Annotated in this window: 15 protein-coding genes; 5 read left to right on the top strand and 10 right to left on the bottom strand. The window is 62.6% G+C overall.

Annotation, left to right across the window (positions count from 1 at the left end; genetic code table 11):
- The first annotated feature begins 74 nt into the window (after positions 1–74).
- Positions 75–536, top strand: a complete 462-nt coding sequence (locus tag CCOS864_RS27450; RefSeq protein WP_115089540.1) for a GNAT family N-acetyltransferase — start codon at positions 75–77, stop codon at positions 534–536.
- Positions 529–1,152 carry an FMN-dependent NADH-azoreductase gene (locus CCOS864_RS27445; RefSeq protein WP_115089539.1) on the top strand — a complete coding sequence of 208 codons (624 nt, stop codon included), beginning with the start codon at positions 529–531 and terminating at the stop codon, positions 1,150–1,152. Before CCOS864_RS27450 ends, CCOS864_RS27445 begins: the two co-directional genes overlap by 8 nt.
- Before the next feature lie 29 nt (positions 1,153–1,181).
- On the opposite strand, the gene CCOS864_RS27440 is transcribed toward CCOS864_RS27445, so the two are convergent.
- The 10 genes from CCOS864_RS27440 to CCOS864_RS27395 form a co-directional block, all read right to left on the bottom strand.
- Positions 1,182–1,625 (bottom strand): hypothetical protein, encoded by a 444-nt coding sequence (locus CCOS864_RS27440; protein ID WP_115089538.1) that lies wholly within the window; start codon positions 1,623–1,625, stop codon positions 1,182–1,184.
- Between the two features lie 75 nt (positions 1,626–1,700).
- Entirely contained in the window at positions 1,701–2,387 is a 687-nt protein-coding gene (locus tag CCOS864_RS27435; RefSeq protein WP_115089537.1) for a hypothetical protein, read from the bottom strand.
- A 178-nt stretch (positions 2,388–2,565) separates the two neighbouring features.
- Positions 2,566–3,282 (bottom strand): aspartate/glutamate racemase family protein, encoded by a 717-nt coding sequence (locus CCOS864_RS27430; RefSeq protein ID WP_115089536.1) that lies wholly within the window; start codon positions 3,280–3,282, stop codon positions 2,566–2,568.
- The gene (locus CCOS864_RS27425) at positions 3,279–4,484 is read right to left on the bottom strand and encodes an S-methyl thiohydantoin desulfurase domain-containing protein (RefSeq protein WP_115089535.1); all 1,206 of its coding nucleotides are present in this window, start codon (positions 4,482–4,484) and stop codon (positions 3,279–3,281) included. Before CCOS864_RS27425 ends, CCOS864_RS27430 begins: the two co-directional genes overlap by 4 nt.
- Before the next feature lie 45 nt (positions 4,485–4,529).
- Complete coding sequence (locus CCOS864_RS27420) at positions 4,530–6,788, bottom strand: sigma 54-interacting transcriptional regulator (RefSeq protein ID WP_115089534.1); 2,259 nt, start codon at positions 6,786–6,788, stop codon at positions 4,530–4,532.
- Positions 6,789–6,920: 132 nt separating this feature from the next.
- Entirely contained in the window at positions 6,921–7,238 is a 318-nt protein-coding gene (locus tag CCOS864_RS27415) for a DUF2388 domain-containing protein (RefSeq protein ID WP_115089533.1), read from the bottom strand.
- 69 nt (positions 7,239–7,307) lie between these two features.
- Entirely contained in the window at positions 7,308–8,054 is a 747-nt protein-coding gene (locus tag CCOS864_RS27410) for a hypothetical protein (protein ID WP_115089532.1), read from the bottom strand.
- A 102-nt stretch (positions 8,055–8,156) separates the two neighbouring features.
- Positions 8,157–9,173, bottom strand: a complete 1,017-nt coding sequence (cydB, locus tag CCOS864_RS27405) for a cytochrome d ubiquinol oxidase subunit II (protein WP_115089531.1) — start codon at positions 9,171–9,173, stop codon at positions 8,157–8,159.
- A 14-nt stretch (positions 9,174–9,187) separates the two neighbouring features.
- Positions 9,188–10,564, bottom strand: a complete 1,377-nt coding sequence (locus CCOS864_RS27400) for a cytochrome ubiquinol oxidase subunit I (protein ID WP_115089530.1) — start codon at positions 10,562–10,564, stop codon at positions 9,188–9,190.
- A gap of 99 nt (positions 10,565–10,663) precedes the next feature.
- Positions 10,664–12,988 (bottom strand): FdhF/YdeP family oxidoreductase, encoded by a 2,325-nt coding sequence (locus CCOS864_RS27395; RefSeq protein ID WP_115089529.1) that lies wholly within the window; start codon positions 12,986–12,988, stop codon positions 10,664–10,666.
- Between the two features lie 342 nt (positions 12,989–13,330).
- Here CCOS864_RS27395 and moaA point away from each other — a divergent pair, with 342 nt between their 5' ends.
- From moaA to CCOS864_RS27380, 3 genes are all read left to right on the top strand, one after another.
- Positions 13,331–14,335 (top strand): GTP 3',8-cyclase MoaA, encoded by a 1,005-nt coding sequence (gene moaA, locus CCOS864_RS27390; RefSeq protein ID WP_115089528.1) that lies wholly within the window; start codon positions 13,331–13,333, stop codon positions 14,333–14,335.
- A gap of 4 nt (positions 14,336–14,339) precedes the next feature.
- Positions 14,340–15,239, top strand: coding sequence for a bestrophin family protein (locus CCOS864_RS27385; RefSeq protein WP_115089527.1), 900 nt, complete (start codon positions 14,340–14,342; stop codon positions 15,237–15,239).
- Between the two features lie 259 nt (positions 15,240–15,498).
- A protein-coding gene (locus CCOS864_RS27380; RefSeq protein ID WP_244211909.1) for an IS3 family transposase occupies positions 15,499–16,700 on the top strand; the annotation gives its coding sequence in 2 pieces (ribosomal slippage) (positions 15,499–15,805 and positions 15,805–16,700; 1,203 coding nt in all).
- The last annotated feature ends 36 nt before the right edge of the window (positions 16,701–16,736 follow it).

The following is a 16,736-nucleotide window of genomic DNA, read 5'->3' as shown; positions in this document are numbered from 1 at the left end:
GTGCATTATTTGGATCTATAAGGTAGTCCGTTACAGCCGTAAAGTAACGCCTCAACTTGATCAGGGAGATACCCGTGGGCAAACAGGCAACCATCCGGTTTCTGCAAGACGGCGCCGAACAGCACGCCGCATTCGAGCTCATGCGCGAGCTTCGGCCGCACCTGATTGACGCCGACGCGTTTGCTCAGCAAGTCAGGCGGCAAGCGCAGCAGGGCTACAGGCTGCTTGGGGCTTTTTACGGCGAGCAGCTCATTGGGCTGGCCGGTGTGCGCCACAGCGAAAATCTGCTCTATGGGCGCTTTACCTATGTCGACGATCTGGTGGTAGCCCCCGAACTGCGTGGCCTTCGTGTGGGCGCAGCGTTGCTCGATGCGGCGCGCGCAGAAGGCCTGCGCTGCGGCCATGCGCACCTGGTGCTGGATACCGGATTACACATGCCATTGGCCCAGCGCTTCTATTATCGCGAGGGACTGCTGGGCAAAGGCATGCATTTCGTTCAGGCATTGCCAGCCACCGAGCCACAGCGCCATGGATAACGTGCTGCTGATCAATGCCAGCACGCGCGGCAGCGCCTCGATTGGCTTGCGCCTTGCCAGTGAACTGCTCGACTGCATCAGGCAACGCCACGCGCAGGCCACGGTAACCCTGCGTGATCTGGCAGCAGAGCCATTGGCACCCCTGAGCGCCGGTTATGCGACTGCGCTGACCCGGCTGACGCCGGCACACGACCCGGTATTCGCCAGTTCCGAAGCACTTGTTGGCGAACTGGAGCGTTGCGACTTACTGCTGATCGCAACCCCCATGCACAATTTCACCGTACCGGCAGTGCTCAAGCTCTGGATCGATCATGTGTTGCGAATCAACCGTACCTTCATTGCCGGCCCTGACGGCAAGGTCGGCCTGCTGGTGGATCGGCCGGTTTACGTGATCGTCAGTTCAGGTGGTTTTCATCGGGGGGCACGGGCTCGCCAGCCGGATTTTCTGAGCGCCTACCTGCGTCACGTGCTCGGTACACTCGGCCTGCAGAATGTGCACTTCGTCTACCTGGAAGGCCTGGCCATCAATGAGCAAGCGGTGCTTGCTGCCACTACTCAGGCCAGGCTTCAACTTGCAGGACATCCGTTGTTCGGCGATTTGGTCACGCCTGCCTGAGCCCTGCGTGACCTGTAACCAACAGGCCTTTAGTGCTGGGTAGGACCTTCGCGCCGGCGCACCGTCATCAGCCATTGGCCGGCCTGCCAGGTGGCGCCGACAGCGACCAGCCCGGCCACCGCCCGCCAGTCGCGGAAAAACAGCCGCAGGGCGTTGATCGTCGGCGGTGCATCGCTACTGCGGATAAACAGCCGGATCCGTGATGGCCGGCTGTTCGGCTCGACCGCCGCCAGCTCGGCGACACTGGGGTTGAGCGCTTCCTGAATTATCAGGTACTGGTTCTGGCGCTGCTCCACGCGGGCTTTCACCCCTTCTTTCTTCAGGCTGTCGAGCAGCCCGCGGGCCACTTCGGCGGCCTGCTGGTCGACCGTTGCGACAAATTTCTGCAGCTCCGTTGGCTTGACGTCCGCACCGCTGCTGAAAGCCAGCGGGCCGTCCTGGGTCAGGGCTTGGGACTTCACAGCTTCATTCATGATCAGCTCCTTGCAAAAAGGGCAAACCGCACCCCGGATGTGCCGCGCACGGGCGCAGCACACCGAGGGCAAGGCTTAGGCGGACTCGAGCAGCTCGCCGGTACGTTCCTTCTGAATGCCACGCAGGCGCTTGGTCACCTCGTAAGACACCGAAGACGCCTGCGAATAGGTAATGCTCAAGCGGATGTTGGCACCGTCCATCCGCGCGGTGACGGTGGCGCAGTTCAATCCGGACGGGAACACCAGTTTCAGTGGGCCGACCACCACGTTGCTGCTGATCACTTCACCGAGCACCAGTTTATTGAACAAGCCGACGTAATAGGTCGGAGTGACCTGGAACTGCGCGGTGCCGCCGCCGACGACATCGGGCTTGTACACCGAACCCTGGCCGCTCATACCAATGCCCAGGTTGGCCAACTGGTTGGAGGCGTTACGGATCTGAATCGAGTCCGGCGAGGTGGATCCGCTGCCCAGACGCAGTTGCTGCACGTTGTTTTCGAACACGCAATCCCACACCGAACCCAGGCTGGCTTCCAGGGTCTGGCTGGCCTTGTACACACCAATCCCGCCGATCTGTTTGTAGTTGGCGATGGTCACGTTGTAGTCAACCGACCATTCCACGCCACTTTCACCCATCTGCGGTACGGTGGTCTGCTTCCAGGAAACACTCGCCAGGCCGATCGAGCCTGGCAGTTCCTGATACACCCCCATGGTCCAGGTTTCGCTGGTGTTGTTATTGAAGTCCACGTAGTAATTGGGCATGACACTCTCCATTGTCGTGTTGGGTACGGGCAGTTCGTCTGCCACGCAAGGAGAGAAGAGCAGCATCTGTGCCAAGTCGCTAATGACCGTAAAATCAATGACTTGGCAAAACACAACGAAAAGTGGTTGGCCGTTTTCGTCCATTGCGTCCCCGTGGCCGGGGACGCAATCGGCCACCTCAGCCCAGGCTCGCCTTGCTGTAGCACAAACGGCTCGGGCGCAAGCCCATGCGCACCAGCGACAGCAGGAAACTGAAGCCGCACTGGTTGGGGTCCAGTACCGGTACATAGCAGCCCAGGTCCTGCTCAAGCAGGCGCGACAGCCGTTCGGCGACGCCCATGAAACCGGTGCAACCCAGCAGCAGCGCCTGCGCGCCGTCCTCGCGGACTGCCGCCAGGCCAGCCTCCAGTGCCTTGACCAGGACCACATCGACATCGCTCAAACTCGCCACCGGGCAGTCGATGGCACGAATCGAGGCAAAGTTGCTGCTCTGGCCGTAGTTGGCCACATGACCACGCTGCAGGGCCAGGGTGCTCTGCAGGATGGTGATGATGGAGAACCGCTGGCAGAGCCCCAGCGCGGTGAACGCCGAGGTGGGAAAGCCGCCGATGATAGGGATGTCGATGACTTCCCTGGCCGCCTCTACCCCACACATGTCAAAGTCGCTGAGCCAGATACCGTCGTAGCCCTCCTGCTCCAGGCGCCGGGCCAGCGCTACCACTGCCGGGGTATTTTCACTGAGGTTCAAACGGTTTTCGATACAGGGGCTGCCCTGGTCGAGGTTGAACACCTGGACGCTTACGTCCGCCGGCACTACCGGGGCGATGGAGGCCATCAGGGCCGTGTTGTAGGCACTGCTGTTGACCGGCGCAAGCATGGCGATACGCAGGCTCATGAGCGGAGCTCCTGCAATTGCCCGACGCTGCGATAGGGGCCGGGGTAGCCCAGGCCGGCGAGCAATTGCTGGAAGCTCCAGAGGATCAGCCCCCCAGGTACCCGCAGCGGCGCCTCGGCCTGCCAGCCGAGCAGGCAGACAGGCCGCCCGCTGTAGGGCCCGACGAGGGCACCGTCATTGCCGACCAGGTCGCCGTTGGAGGCCACCTGCGGGCCAGGGCCGGAGCCCGGGATGAACCAGCTGATGCTGTCCGGGGCCATGGCCAGCGGTTGCGCTTGCTGTTTGTCCCACAACAGCAGCGACTCGTTCTCGTAGCACAGGCGCAGGCTGGCATCGGCGCTTTGCAGGTCGATGGTGCCGATATCAAAGCCGCCCATGGTGTTGGCCCCGGCATGGTCGATGCGCGCCGGCCCGCACAGCACCCGGGCCTGGATGCCGCAGCGGTTGGCGAGGAATGCCAGCAGTGCCTCGGTGCTGCCCAGCTCACCGGCGTGCAAGGCCCGGCCCAAGGCCAGTGCACGGCTGAGCGTGGCGCGAATCGGCAATGCCCGGTGCAGTTGCTCAGGGCTCATGACCCACAATGCCAAGCCACCGAACTCGCCAAATGCCGGCGAAGCGACGATCGGCCGCAGCATTTGCTCGGCGATTACGCTGGCATCATTGTTGTAATCTGCAGCGTCGACGGGTGGGGTCACGTTCAGCTCCACCTCAAGGCCGTTGTGGCTGACCACGAAGGCCGGCCGTGGCGGCACCTGAGCGGCGGCGAAGGTCAGCATCGGCAACGATGGCACTGCCCGTCCGGCACCGTCGGCATCGACCACCGCCAGGCCAAGCCGCGCAGCCGCCAGGCACGCCACCAGAAAACCCAGGGCACCGCTCTCTGGCGGCACCACATAAGCCAGTCTGCGACCTTCGCTGGCCAGGCGCCGGGCAAGACTCTGCAAGGCCTGGACCGGTCCAAGGGGGTAGCGGCAACCGGCGATGGCTTCGGGCGCCCCCATGTAGGCCAATACGCCAGCGTCGCCCTCCTCTACCTCTTCCACGCTGACCACGCTGACCCGGGTGGCGGGATAAAAATCACCGACCTGGAAATGCTCCAGCAAGTGCAGGGCCGAGGTGCGCGTGCCGCCCCCACCACTGCCGAAAAAACAGCCGCCATCGATCAACGCACGCATATCCTTATGTTCCAGCTCGAAAGCCATGGTCTTGCTCCTGGTGTTGTCTGTGGGTGAATTGCCGTAGAGGTGTCAGCGCCGCAGCCGTGCCAGCCAGTCACTGGCTTCCTGCGCCGGGGGGTAGCCGCAATCCGCCTCGATGCCGCGCAAGGCCCGCTCCAGCACCTGGGCGGCCTGTTCCGGGCGACCGTCGCGCTGCAACAGGCGGGTCAGCTCCAGGCCGGTGCGCAGGCGCGCCGGGACGTTGCCGAGGGTCAGGGCGGTGGACAATGTGTTGCGCAGGGCGCTTTCGGCTTCATCCTGCTCGCCGGCGGCCAGCAATCCGCGGCCCTTGAGCAGCATCAGCTCGCACAGGTAGGCGCGCTCCTGATGGTCCTGGGCAAGGTCCAGGGCGCTGTTGACCAGGGCCAGTGCTTCACGTACCCGTCCGGCCAGCAGCAACACTTCTGCGCGCTTCCAGGCCTGGAAGCCGTGGAACAACTGCCCGCCGTTGCGCAGGACATGGTGGTGGTAGCCGTCGGCTATGGCGCGCTCACCCTCATCGTAGAAGCCTTCCAGCCCCTGGTGATAACCGCGCAGGATCTGCCCGACGCCCTGATAGAACGAAAACTCGTGACATGCCGATAGCTGCTCCAGCTCCCGCGCCAGGGCGCCCAGGTCGGGTTGCAGGCCCAGCAGCGCCGCCAGCCAGGCAGCGCCCTGCAGGGCCACGGCGCGGTTGAAGGCGTTGGCATCGGTCTGCCCGGCCCGGGCGGTGAGCTGGGCCTGGGCGTGGCGGGCTTGAGCGAAGCGGCCCAACTCGAAGGCGGCCAGCCCCTCGAAGGTAATCGCCAGGCCAATGAGGTCCAGGCCCTGGGTCTGGGGCCAGTCCGGCTGGTATTCGCTGAGCAGCTCACCACGGTTCAGGCAGGCCAGGCTTTCCTCGAAATCGCCGAGCCAGAACAAGGTATTGGCCATCGCCACATGCGCCTCGATGCGCAGGGCACTGAGCCCGGCCAGTTGCGCCCGCTGCAGCATGTCCTGGGCGGTGGCCCGCGCCTTGCCCAGATCCAGGCTCATCAACTGGGTGGTCCAGACACCGAACTGCACCGACGACAGCTCGTCTGAAGTACCCTGTTCCGCAGCGAGGGCCAGGGCGCTACGGTAGCTGGCCTGGCTGGTATCGCTGAGCCAACCCTCGATGCTGCGAAAACTCACGCCCAGCAAGCGGTGCAGTTCGAACTGCAGGCGCCACAGGTCCTTGCATTCGAAGACTTCACCGGCGACCTGCAAGCCTTTCTGCAGTACCGGCAAGGCGCCACGGAAGTCGGCGTCTTCGATCAGCAGGCGCCCCTGGGCAAGGTAGCGTTCTACCGCCAGGCGCTTGTCGGCCCGCAACTTCTGGCGCCGCTCGATTACCTTGCGGTTGACCCCAAGCAACTGCGCGGCCGCACTTTTGTTGCCCTTGCAACGTTGCAGCGCATGTTCCACCAGCAGGTTCTCGGTTGCTGCCAGCTTGTCACCGCCATCCAGTTGCAGCAGCGCTTCGGCGAGGTTCGCCCATTTCTGCGGCGAGTGCTGCGCCGGCTCGAGGAAAGCCTGCAGGGCGGCACAGTCGATCAGCGGGCTCTGGGCCAGGGCGCCGATACGGTCGATGAGGTTACGCAGCTCGCGGACATTGCCAGGCCAGTCCCGTTGGCACAGCAGCGCCGTCGCCCGCGCGTCGAACGTCAGCGGGCGTGGCTGCAGGCTGCAGAAGTACTGGATCAGGCCGGGAATATCTTCGCGCCGGGCGTCCAGGCCTGGCAGCTCAAGTTCGAACACGGCAAGGCGGTAGTAAAGGTCCTCGCGAAAGCGTTCTTCATGCACCAGCGTCTTGAGGTCACGGTGCGTGGCAGCGATGACCCGCCCGGCGAAGTGGCGGTTCTCGCTACTGCCCAGCGGCCGGTACTGACGGGTTTCCAGTACCCTCAGCAACTTCGGTTGCAGGGTCAGTGGCAACTCACCCACTTCGTCAAGAAACAGGGTGCCTGCACCGGCCATCTGCAAATGCCCGGCCCGCTCACCCACCGCCCCGGTAAAGGCCCCTCGAGCATGACCGAACAGCTCGGCTTCGAGCAGGTACTCCGGAATTGCCCCGCAGTTGAGGTCGATGAACGGCTTGCCAGGCGCACCAAGACGATGCAGTTGCTGGGCGATGACTTCCTTGCCGGCCCCGGTGGGGCCGCAGATCAGCACCGGACGGTCGCTTGCCGCTACCCGCTCCATCAGTGCGTGCAATGCCTGCATGGCCCGCGAAGGCCCCATTACGCCATTGCTTGCGGCGCCCTGCTCCCTGCTGGATGCCCCCATCGGAATCCTTCCTGAAGTGGTATTGGCAGGGGTAGAGGTATAGCAGAAGCGCAGTAGCAGGTGGCCATTATACGGGGGATTTAGACGTGCGGCGAGCGTCAGGCCTATCGCGATCGACCGCAGCAGTCGCCGTTACTGCCCGGCGCCAAACTCATCCTGGAGCAAAATCGCCCGGGCCAACTCTTCATCGCTGGCGTTGAGGTCCGGATTCTGCGCGCGGATGCTCTGCAGCATCGACTCCAGGTAAACCCCACGGATTGCACCGCCGCTGGCGATGAACGACGAGGCATCGTCCCGCGCCGGAATGATCCGTTTGTCATCCTTGAAGGTCGAGTACAGCGACGCGGATACCCCGGCCGAGGTGGCGACATCACCGGCGTCGACTTTGGCCAGGGCCGAGCCGAAGGGCAGACAGAACACAAGCGAGGAAACGAGCAGTAAACGGCGCATGATGATGCCTCCGGATAAAGAGTGCCTACATCAACTAGGATTGCCGCAAGTCACCCTGAGTTCCCTGCCCTACTGCACCGGCAGGAAATTCATCAGCAACAGGCTCTGCGCATAATTGAGGCCAATGCGCCGGTAGCGCTCGTCGAGCATCTGCGCCAGCAGGTCCAGGCGCGCGACGATCTTGCCGAACTCCACGGCAAAGCTCAGGTTGCTGCCCTCCTCCGATATCTCGTTGGAAAACAACAGCAGCACGCCATTGGCGTCCTGGCGCTGGCTGAGCAGCCAGGTGGCCTTTTCGATGTTGCGCGCGGCGTTGCTGACGAACTGCGGGTCGATGGTATCGGTCATGAAGAATTCGCTGCGCCCGCCATGGGCGGTGACCAGCATGCTGCCGATGGCATAAATGAAGGCGCCGACCCGGTCGCCGCGAAACTCCGGGCTCAGGGCATAGCTGAGCGCTGCCAGGTCGCGGCGCTCGCCCAGTTGCGGCAAGGGTTGGCGTTGCTCGATGGCCTGGCGGATCTGCCGCTCGGCGGTGGTGGCGTCGACATAGCCGGACAGGCGCCACTGGTTGGGGTTGCGCAGGTACAACTTGTTCATCAGCAGGTACAGGCTGCGCAGGTTGTCGCGCATCGACAGCGTGGCCATGCGGTCGACGCTGGTCTGGAACAGTTCCTGGGGGCGGCCTTCGCTGAACTGGCTGGCGATGTCGCGGCCCTGTTGCTGGGTGCAGGCGCTGAGGCTGGCAAGCAAGGCGCCCGCCATCAATGGCAGGCGCACGTTTCGCAGTAAACGGACGAGGAACGGATCAACCATCGGCACCGGGTCGGAAATCTCTGGCGGTGCTGGGGATCAGCGCCGCCTGGCCATGAATAGAGCCGACAAATCCGAAAAAGTGCGATGACGGGCGATATTGCCTCAGTGGTAGGCGTCGCCGACTTTCACTTTGCCGCGGAACACGTGGTAGCTCCAGAAGGTGTAGACCAGGATCACCGGGATGATGAACAGCGCGCCGATCAGGGCAAACAGCTGGCTGGACGGCGGCGAAGCGGCCTGCCAGAGGCTGATGCCGGGCGGCACGATGTTCGGCCAGATGCTGATGGCCAGGCCCAGGTAACCGAGGAACACCAGCCCCGCCACGCCGATGAACGGCAGGTGCGAATGGCGTTTGCGCAGGGCCTTCTGGATCATCACCACCGCACCGACGGCCAGCACAGCAAGCAGCAGCGAACGCATCCAGTGGCTACCGGCCAGCCAGCGCTGGGCGATATCAGCGTGAATCCAGGCGGTCCAGGCGCAAATCAGTACAATCACCAGGGCCAGCAGGTAGGTCAGCGGTCGGCTGTAATGGCGCATGCGCGACTCAAGCATGCCCTCGGTCTTGATCAGCAGCCAGGTGCTGCCGAGCAAGGCATAGGTCAGCAGCAAGCCGACGCCGCACAGCAGCGGGAACGGCGCCAGCCAGTCGAGGGCGCCGCCGGCGAACTGGCGGTCAACCACCGGAATACCGGAGATATAGGTACCGATCGCCACGCCCTGGAAGAAGGTGGCGACGATCGAACCGCCAATGAACGCCTTGTCCCACACATGACGCCGGTGCGCCTCGGCCTTGAAGCGGAACTCGAACGCCACGCCGCGAAAGATCAGCCCGGCCAGCACCAGCACCAGCGGCAGGTACAGCGCTTCGAGGATCACCGCATAAGCCAGCGGAAAGGCGCCATAAAGCGCCGCGCCGCCGAGGATCAGCCAGGTTTCGTTGCCATCCCACACCGGCGCCACGGTGTTCATCATCACGTCACGCTCGCGGGAGTCCTCGATCAGCGCAAAGAGGATGCCCAGGCCCAGGTCGAAGCCATCCATGATCACGTACATCATCAGCCCGAAGGCGATGATCACGCCCCAGATGATCGACAGGTCGATGCCTTGAATTGCCATGTTCAAATCCTCTCTCAATCAGCCGCAGACAGCGGTCTGCGCGCGGTGGCGTCATCGGTGTGCCGTGCATCGGCGGCGTTCGGGCCCTTGCGCACCAGGCGCATCATGTAGCCGATGCCGACGGTGAATACCGAGAAGTAAATGACCACGAACAACGCCAGGGTCACGCTCATCTGCAAGGCGCCATGGTTCGAGGCGGCCTGGGTGGTGCGCAGCAAGCCGTAGACTACCCAGGGCTGGCGGCCGATCTCGGTGGTGAACCAGCCGGCCAGCAAGGCGATCAACCCGGAGGGGCCCATCAGCAAGGCCAGCCACAAAAAGGCCTTGTTGCGGTACAGCGCGCCGTTGCGGCGCAGTACCAGGGCGGCCAGGGCACACAGCAGCATCAACATGCCCAGCCCGGCCATGACCCGGAAACTCCAGAAGATGATGGTCGAGTTGGGCCGGTCTTCCTTGGCAAAGCTCTTGAGCGCCGGGATCTGCTTGTCCAGGCTGTGGGTCAGGATCAGGCTGCCCAGGTACGGCACTTCGAGGCTGTAGCGGGTGGTTTCGGCCTGCATGTCCGGCAGGCCGAACAACACCAGCGGCGATGGCTCACCGGGTTTGTTGTCCCAGTGGCCCTCGATGGCGGCGATTTTCGCCGGCTGGTGCTCCAGGGTGTTCAGGCCATGGGCATCGCCGACCGCGATCTGCACGGGCGTGGCCACCAGGATCATCCACATGGCCATCGATAGCATCTTGCGGATTTGCGGCGTGTCGTTGCCCCGCAGCAAGTGCCAGGCCGCCGAGGCACCGACGAAGAACGCGGTGGAGAGAAACGCCGCCAGCGCCATGTGCATCAATCGGTAGGGGAACGACGGGTTGAAGACGATCTTGAACCAGTCCACCGGCGCCACGCGGCCGTCGACGATCTCGATGCCTTGCGGGGTCTGCATCCAGCTGTTGGACGAGAGGATCCAGAACATCGAGATCAGCGTGCCGATCGCCACCATGATCGTGGCAAAAAAGTGCAGGCGCCGCCCTACCCGGTCCCAGCCAAACAGCATCACCCCCAGGAAACCGGCTTCGAGGAAGAACGCGGTGAGTACCTCGTAAGTGAGCAAGGGCCCGGTGATGCTCCCGGCAAAGTCGGAGAACCTCGCCCAGTTGGTGCCGAACTCATAGGCCATGACCAGGCCGGAGACCACGCCCATGCCGAAGTTGACCGCGAACAGCTTGGACCAGAAGTGATAGAGGTCCTTGTAGACCTGATTGTGGGTTTTCAGCCAGCAACCTTCGAGCACGGCCAGAAAGCTGGCCAGGCCGATGGTGATCGCCGGAAAGATGATGTGAAACGAGACCGTGAAGGCGAACTGAATCCGCGCCAGATCCAACGCATCCAGATTGAACATGACAGTATCCCGAGAAACCGCTGGCCCACCTGCGGCCGCCAGTAAATGGCGGCTGCAGGCTCCAGGGTTTCAGTCAGTAGGTGGAAGTCGAGTGAAGTGTCAGATGTGCGCTGATGGAATCAGGTTGTCTGCACTGGCTTTCTCGAGTTTGATCGCGATGAACTTCGAGGTCGGGGTAAAGGTGCGATCGCCATAGCTTTCCAGCGGCACCAGCGGGTTGGTTTCCGGGTAGTAGGCCGCCGCCTGTCCTGGCGGGATGTCGTAGGCCACCAGGGTAAACCCGCTGACCCGGCGCTCGCGGCCGTCTTCCCAGAGCGAGACCATGTCGACTTTTTCGTTGGGCTCGAAGCCCAGGCGGCGAATGTCCTGCTCGTTGACGAAGACCACGTCGCGCAGGCCGAACACCCCACGGTAGCGGTCATCGAGGCCGTACAGGGTGGTGTTGTACTGATCGTGCGAACGCAGGGTCTGCAGGATCAGGTCCGGGGTGTCGCCACGGGCCAGCACCTCTTCGTTGACCAGTTGCGCCGGCAGCATGCTCGCGGTGAACTGCGCCTTGCCGCTTTGCGTCAGCCATTCGCGCTGCGAGGCGGTGTTGCCCAGGTGGAAGCCGCCGGGGTGCTGCAGGCGCGCATTGAAGTCGGCAAAGCCCGGGATGACGTCGGCAATCAGGTCGCGGATGCGGCTGTAGTCGGCCACGGTCCACTCCCAGTCGATCGGCCGGTCACCGAGGGTGGCCTTGGCGATGCCGGCGACGATCGACGGCTCCGAACGCAGCAGCGCCGAGCAGGGTTTGAGCTGGCCATGGGAGATATGCACCATGCTGAAGGTGTCTTCGACGGTGATGCCTTGCGGCCCTTCGGCCTGCACGTCGATTTCGGTACGGCCCAGGCACGGCAGAATCAGCGCATCCCGGCCAGTCACCAGGTGCGAGCGGTTGAGCTTGGTGGCGATGTGCGCGGTCAGCTCGCAGTTGCGCAGGGCATCGTGGGTGCGCGGGGTATCCGGGGTGGCCTGGGCGAAGTTGCCGCCCAGGGCGATGAACACCTTGGCGCGCTGCTCTTCCATGGCCTGGATCGCCAGCACCGCGTTGTGCCCGTGCAGGCGCGGGGCCTTGAAGGCGAAGCGCGCTTCCAGGGCATCGAGCAGGCGTGCCGGCGGCTGCTCATCGATGCCCATGGTGCGGTCACCTTGCACATTACTGTGGCCACGCACCGGCGACAGCCCGGCACCCGGCTTGCCGACGTTGCCGCGCAGCAGTTGCAGGTTGATGATTTCCTGCACGGTCGGTACCGAGTGGCGGTGCTGGGTCACGCCCATGGCCCAGCACATGATCACCCGTTCGGCGCGGCGATACATGCGCGCGGCCAGCTCCAGCTCGGCCAGGTTCAGGCCCGACTGCTCGACGATGTGCGCCCAAGGGGTGGCATCGACTTCGGCCAGGTAGGCCTCCAGCCCCGAGGTGTGCTCGGCGATGAAGGCATGGTCGAACACCGCGGGCTCGCCCTTGGCCTGGGCTTCGCGTTCCCATTGCAGGAGGAACTTGGCGATGCCGCGCATCACCGCCATGTCGCCGCCCAGGGCCGGGCGGAAGTACGCGGTGTTGGTCGGTTCCGAGCCGTTGCTGAGCATCTCGAACGGGTGTTGCGGGTGCTGGAAACGCTCCAGGCCACGCTCCTTGAGCGGGTTCAGGCAGATCACCTGGGCACCGCGTTTGACCGCCTCGCGCAGCGGTTCGAGCATGCGCGGGTGGTTGGTGCCAGGGTTCTGGCCGATGACGAAGATTGCGTCGGCGTGCTCCAGGTCGTCGAACACCACGGTGCCCTTGCCGACCCCGAGGGTTTCCGACATGCCGACGCCGCTGGCCTCATGGCACATGTTCGAACAGTCAGGAAAGTTGTTGGTGCCATAGGCGCGCACGAACAACTGGTAGAGGAAGGCCGCCTCGTTGCTGGCCCGGCCCGAGGTGTAGAACTCGGCCTGGTCGGGGGATTCGAGGCTGTTGAGGTGCTTGGCGATCAGCGCGAAGGCGTCTTCCCAGCTGGTTTCGACGTAGTGATCGGTGGCGGCGTCGTAGCGCATCGGGTGGGTCAGGCGGCCCTGGTACTCAAGCCAGTAGTCGCTCTGCCGGGCCAGCTCGGTGACGCTGTAGCGGGCAAAGAAATCCGGATCGACCAGGCGCCCGGTGGACTCCCAGTTGACCGCCTTGGCACCGTTCTCGCAGAACTTGACCATGCCGCTTTCCGGCGACTCGCCCCAGGCACAGCCCGGGCAGTCGAAACCGCCGTTCTGGTTGGTCTTGAGCATCACCCGCAGGTTCTTGAAGGCGTTTTCACTGCCCAGCCAGCTCTTGGTCACGCTCTTCAGCGCGCCCCAACCGGCGGCGGGGGCGTCATAGTTTTTTATATGTTCATCTTGGCTCATCGGGGCTTCCTCGCTTGGCACGCAGGACAACTTTAACGTTTCGCCATCTAACAACTTGATAGTTACATCGCAGTTAATGGCGAACTTCGTTTTCTACCCTTTCAGGCTATTGAGCGTGGACTTTTGCGTCTAATCAAAAGAAATGACGAACCGATCAAAACCCTCTATCACCGCGCCGAAAGTCCCTGAATACTGGCCTCTCAAGCCACCGATAGATGAACCTTATCACGTGGTCATTATTAGTGATTTGACCGACTTGCATGGGCTATTTACCCTCAACAACTATCAAAGGTTTATTCTCCAAACAGCATCTCTGCCGCGATATAAGAGGCCCTGCCCATCATGAGTGCAAACGGCAAACAACTGGTCGACGGCTACAGTCGGAAAATCGATTACCTGCGCATGTCGGTCACCGATCGCTGCGACTTTCGCTGCGTCTATTGCATGGCCGAAGACATGCAGTTCCTGCCGCGCCAGCGCATCCTCACCCTTGAAGAGCTGTATCAGCTTGCTGAACGCTTTGTCGCCATGGGCACCCGCAAGATCCGCCTGACCGGCGGCGAGCCGCTGGTGCGCGCGGGCATCGTCGAGCTGTGCGCCCGGGTTGCCGCCCTGCCTGGCCTGCGCGAGCTGTGCATGACCAGCAATGGCTCGCAGCTCACCCGCCTGGCCCAGCCGCTGTTCGATGCCGGCCTGTCGCGCCTGAACATCAGCCTCGACAGCCTCGATGCCCAGCGCTTCAAGGCCCTGACCCGTACCGGCGACCTGGCCCAGGTGATTGCCGGCATCGATGCCGCCCATGCCGCAGGCTTTCGCCGCACCAAGCTCAATTGCGTGGTGCTCAAGGGCCGCAACGATGATGAAGTGGTCGACCTGGTGCGCTTTGCCATCGACCGCCAACTGGACATCTCGTTTATCGAAGAAATGCCCTTGGGCGTGATCAGCGAGCACCAGCGCAGCGAGTCCTATTGCTCAAGCGACGAGGTGCGTGCGCGTATCGCCGAGCACTTCACCCTGCTCGAATCGGCCGAATCGACCCAGGGCCCGTCGCGTTACTGGCGCCTGGCCGAAGCACCGGACATCCGTATCGGCTTCATTTCGCCCCACAGCCACAATTTCTGCGGCACCTGCAACCGTGTGCGGCTGACCGTCGAAGGGCGGCTGCTGCTGTGCCTGGGCAATGAACATTCCGCCGACCTCAAGCAGGTGCTGCGTGCCCACCCGGGTGACACTGAACGCCTGGACAAGGCCATCCGCCAGGCCATGACCCTCAAACCTTACAGCCACACCTTCGATATCAACGGTGAGGTGCAGATCCTGCGCTTCATGAACATGACTGGCGGCTAGCCCGATGATCGTCCATCCCAAACCCAACCTGCTCAACGTCCTGGTTTCCCTCAAAGGCTCGATCGCCAAACGCATTGCCCGGCGCAGCGTGATGGTCACCGCCCTGGCATCGCTGATCGTGCTGGTGGAGAACCTGCATCCGGCGTTCTTCGCCAAGGTCAACGCCACACCCTTCACCCTGCTGGGTATTTCCCTGTCGATCTTCATGAGCTTTCGCAACAACGCCTGCTACGACCGCTGGTGGGAGGGGCGCAAGGCCTGGGGGCAGATGATCATCGAGGTGCGCTCGTTCATTCGCGAGAGCGTGGTGATTGCCGACCGCAAGACCCGCGATAGCTTGTTGCTGGCGCTGTGTGGCTATGCCCATGCGCTCAATGCCAGGTTGCGTGGCGAAGATGAGCTGCAAGCGGCGCAACCCTGGGTGGCAGAGTCTTCGAACTTGCCGCTGCACAACATCAGCGACGGGATCCTGCAAAGCATCGGCAAGCGCTGTTCGCAACTGGCCGAGCAACAGCAGATCAGCGAATGGCGTTACCTCAACCTGGAGCAGCGATTGCGTGGGTTGTCGGAGGCGCAGGCGGTGTGCGAGCGGATCAAGACCACACCGCTGCCCTTCCCTTACACCCTGCTGCTGCACCGCACCATCTACATCTTCTGCATCCTGCTGCCGTTCGCCATGGCCGAGCCGCTGGGCTGGCTGGCACCGATCTTCACCTTGATCGTCAGCTACACCTTCTTCGGCCTGGATGCGATCAGCGACGAGCTCGAGGACCCGTTTGGCCGCGACGAGAACGACCTGCCAACCGATGCCATGGTGCGTACGCTGGAGCGCGAGCTGCTGGGTGCGACCGGGCGCAAGGACCTGCCGCCGCCGCTGTTGCCGGTGGATTTTGTCTTGAGCTGAAGCGCCCCATCGCGGGGTTGGCGCAATACCTGTGCTAGCTGGCTTGCCAGCGATGGGGCCACTGAAACCAGCACATCAGCTGTGGGTTGAGCTACGACCGCTTCGCGCTCGATCGCCGGCAAGACCGGCTCCCACAAGGTCGGCGCAATACCTGTGGGAGCTGGCTTGCCAGCGATGAGGCCACTGAAACCAGCACATCAGCTGTGGGTTGAGTTACGACCGCTTCGCGCTCGATCGCCGGCAAGACTGAACTGGCCTAATGATTTTGGACACCTTCGTCGGGCGCTATTATGGCGCCCAATTGGAGGCAAAATCAGTGCGAAAATCTTACTCGAACGAATTCAAAATCAAAGCTGCCGAGATGGTGCTGGACGATGGTGAGTCAGTCCCTGATGTCTGCGAGAGCCTTGGCCTAGGGCGGACCGCGCTTCGTCGCTGGGTCGAGCAACTGCGCCAGGAACGAGAAGGTCAAACACCAGTCGGCGCCAAGGCCATCACTCCAGAGCAGCAGCGAATCCAGGAGCTGGAAGCGCTAGTCCGGCAAAAGGACCGGGATATCGAAATCCTAAAAAAGGCCAGTGCTCTCCTGCTTCGGGACTCCAAGGATCGTTCTCGTTGATCAACGAACTGAGTGAGCAATTTGGTGTTTTCGACTGCTGTCGCGTCCTTGGAGTTCGGCGCAGCAGTTTCTACGCATGGCGAAAACGCCAGGGACGAAAGGATCCGGTCAGAGAGGATCTGCGTTCAACGATGGCCAGCCTTTTCAAGGCCTCTCGTAGCTCTGCTGGGTCGCGAACGCTGGTTCGGGAATTGCGTCGTGCTGGCCATAAAGCCGGGCGATACAAGGTACGTATGCTGATGAAGGAAGCCGGTCTGCAATGCAAGCAACGCAGGCCGCATCGTTACCGATCATCGGGCACAGAAGCATTGATCGCGAGTAACCAGCTCAAGCGAAACTTCAACGTCTCGACGGTCAACCAGGTGTGGTGCGGCGATGTCACCTACATCCAGGTAGGCAAGCGTTGGCTGTACTTGGCGGCTGTGATCGACTTGTATGCTCGCCGAGTGGTGGGCTGGGCTTTCTCAATGATCGCCGATGCCCGGCTTGCCTGCGAGGCGCTACGAATGGCGGCCGAATCTAGAGGTAGACCGGCTGGAGTGATGTTCCACTCGGATCAGGGCTGTCAGTACACCAGCCATAAATTCAGGGCTGCTCTTGAGGAGTACGGTCTGGAACAGAGCATGAGTCACCGAGGCCAGTGCTGGGATAACGCCGTCATGGAGCGCTTCTTCGGTGCATTGAAGTCTGAGTGGATACCAGCAGAGGGTTACGAAACCGAAGCGCAAGCACAGTTAGACATCCAGGCTTATCTGATGCGTTACAACCTTAAGCGTCTCCACAGCTACAACGGCTATGAAACCCCGGTAGCCATGGAGAAAAAGCTCAAGGTTGCGGCATGAACCTAAACCGGTGTCCAAAATCTGTTGACCAGTTCA

It is taken from the genome of Pseudomonas wadenswilerensis, from assembly GCF_900497695.1.
GTDB lineage: Bacteria > Pseudomonadota > Gammaproteobacteria > Pseudomonadales > Pseudomonadaceae > Aquipseudomonas > Aquipseudomonas wadenswilerensis.
Note: the sequence above shows the minus strand (reverse complement) of the source record. Positions and strands in the feature narration are given on the sequence as shown.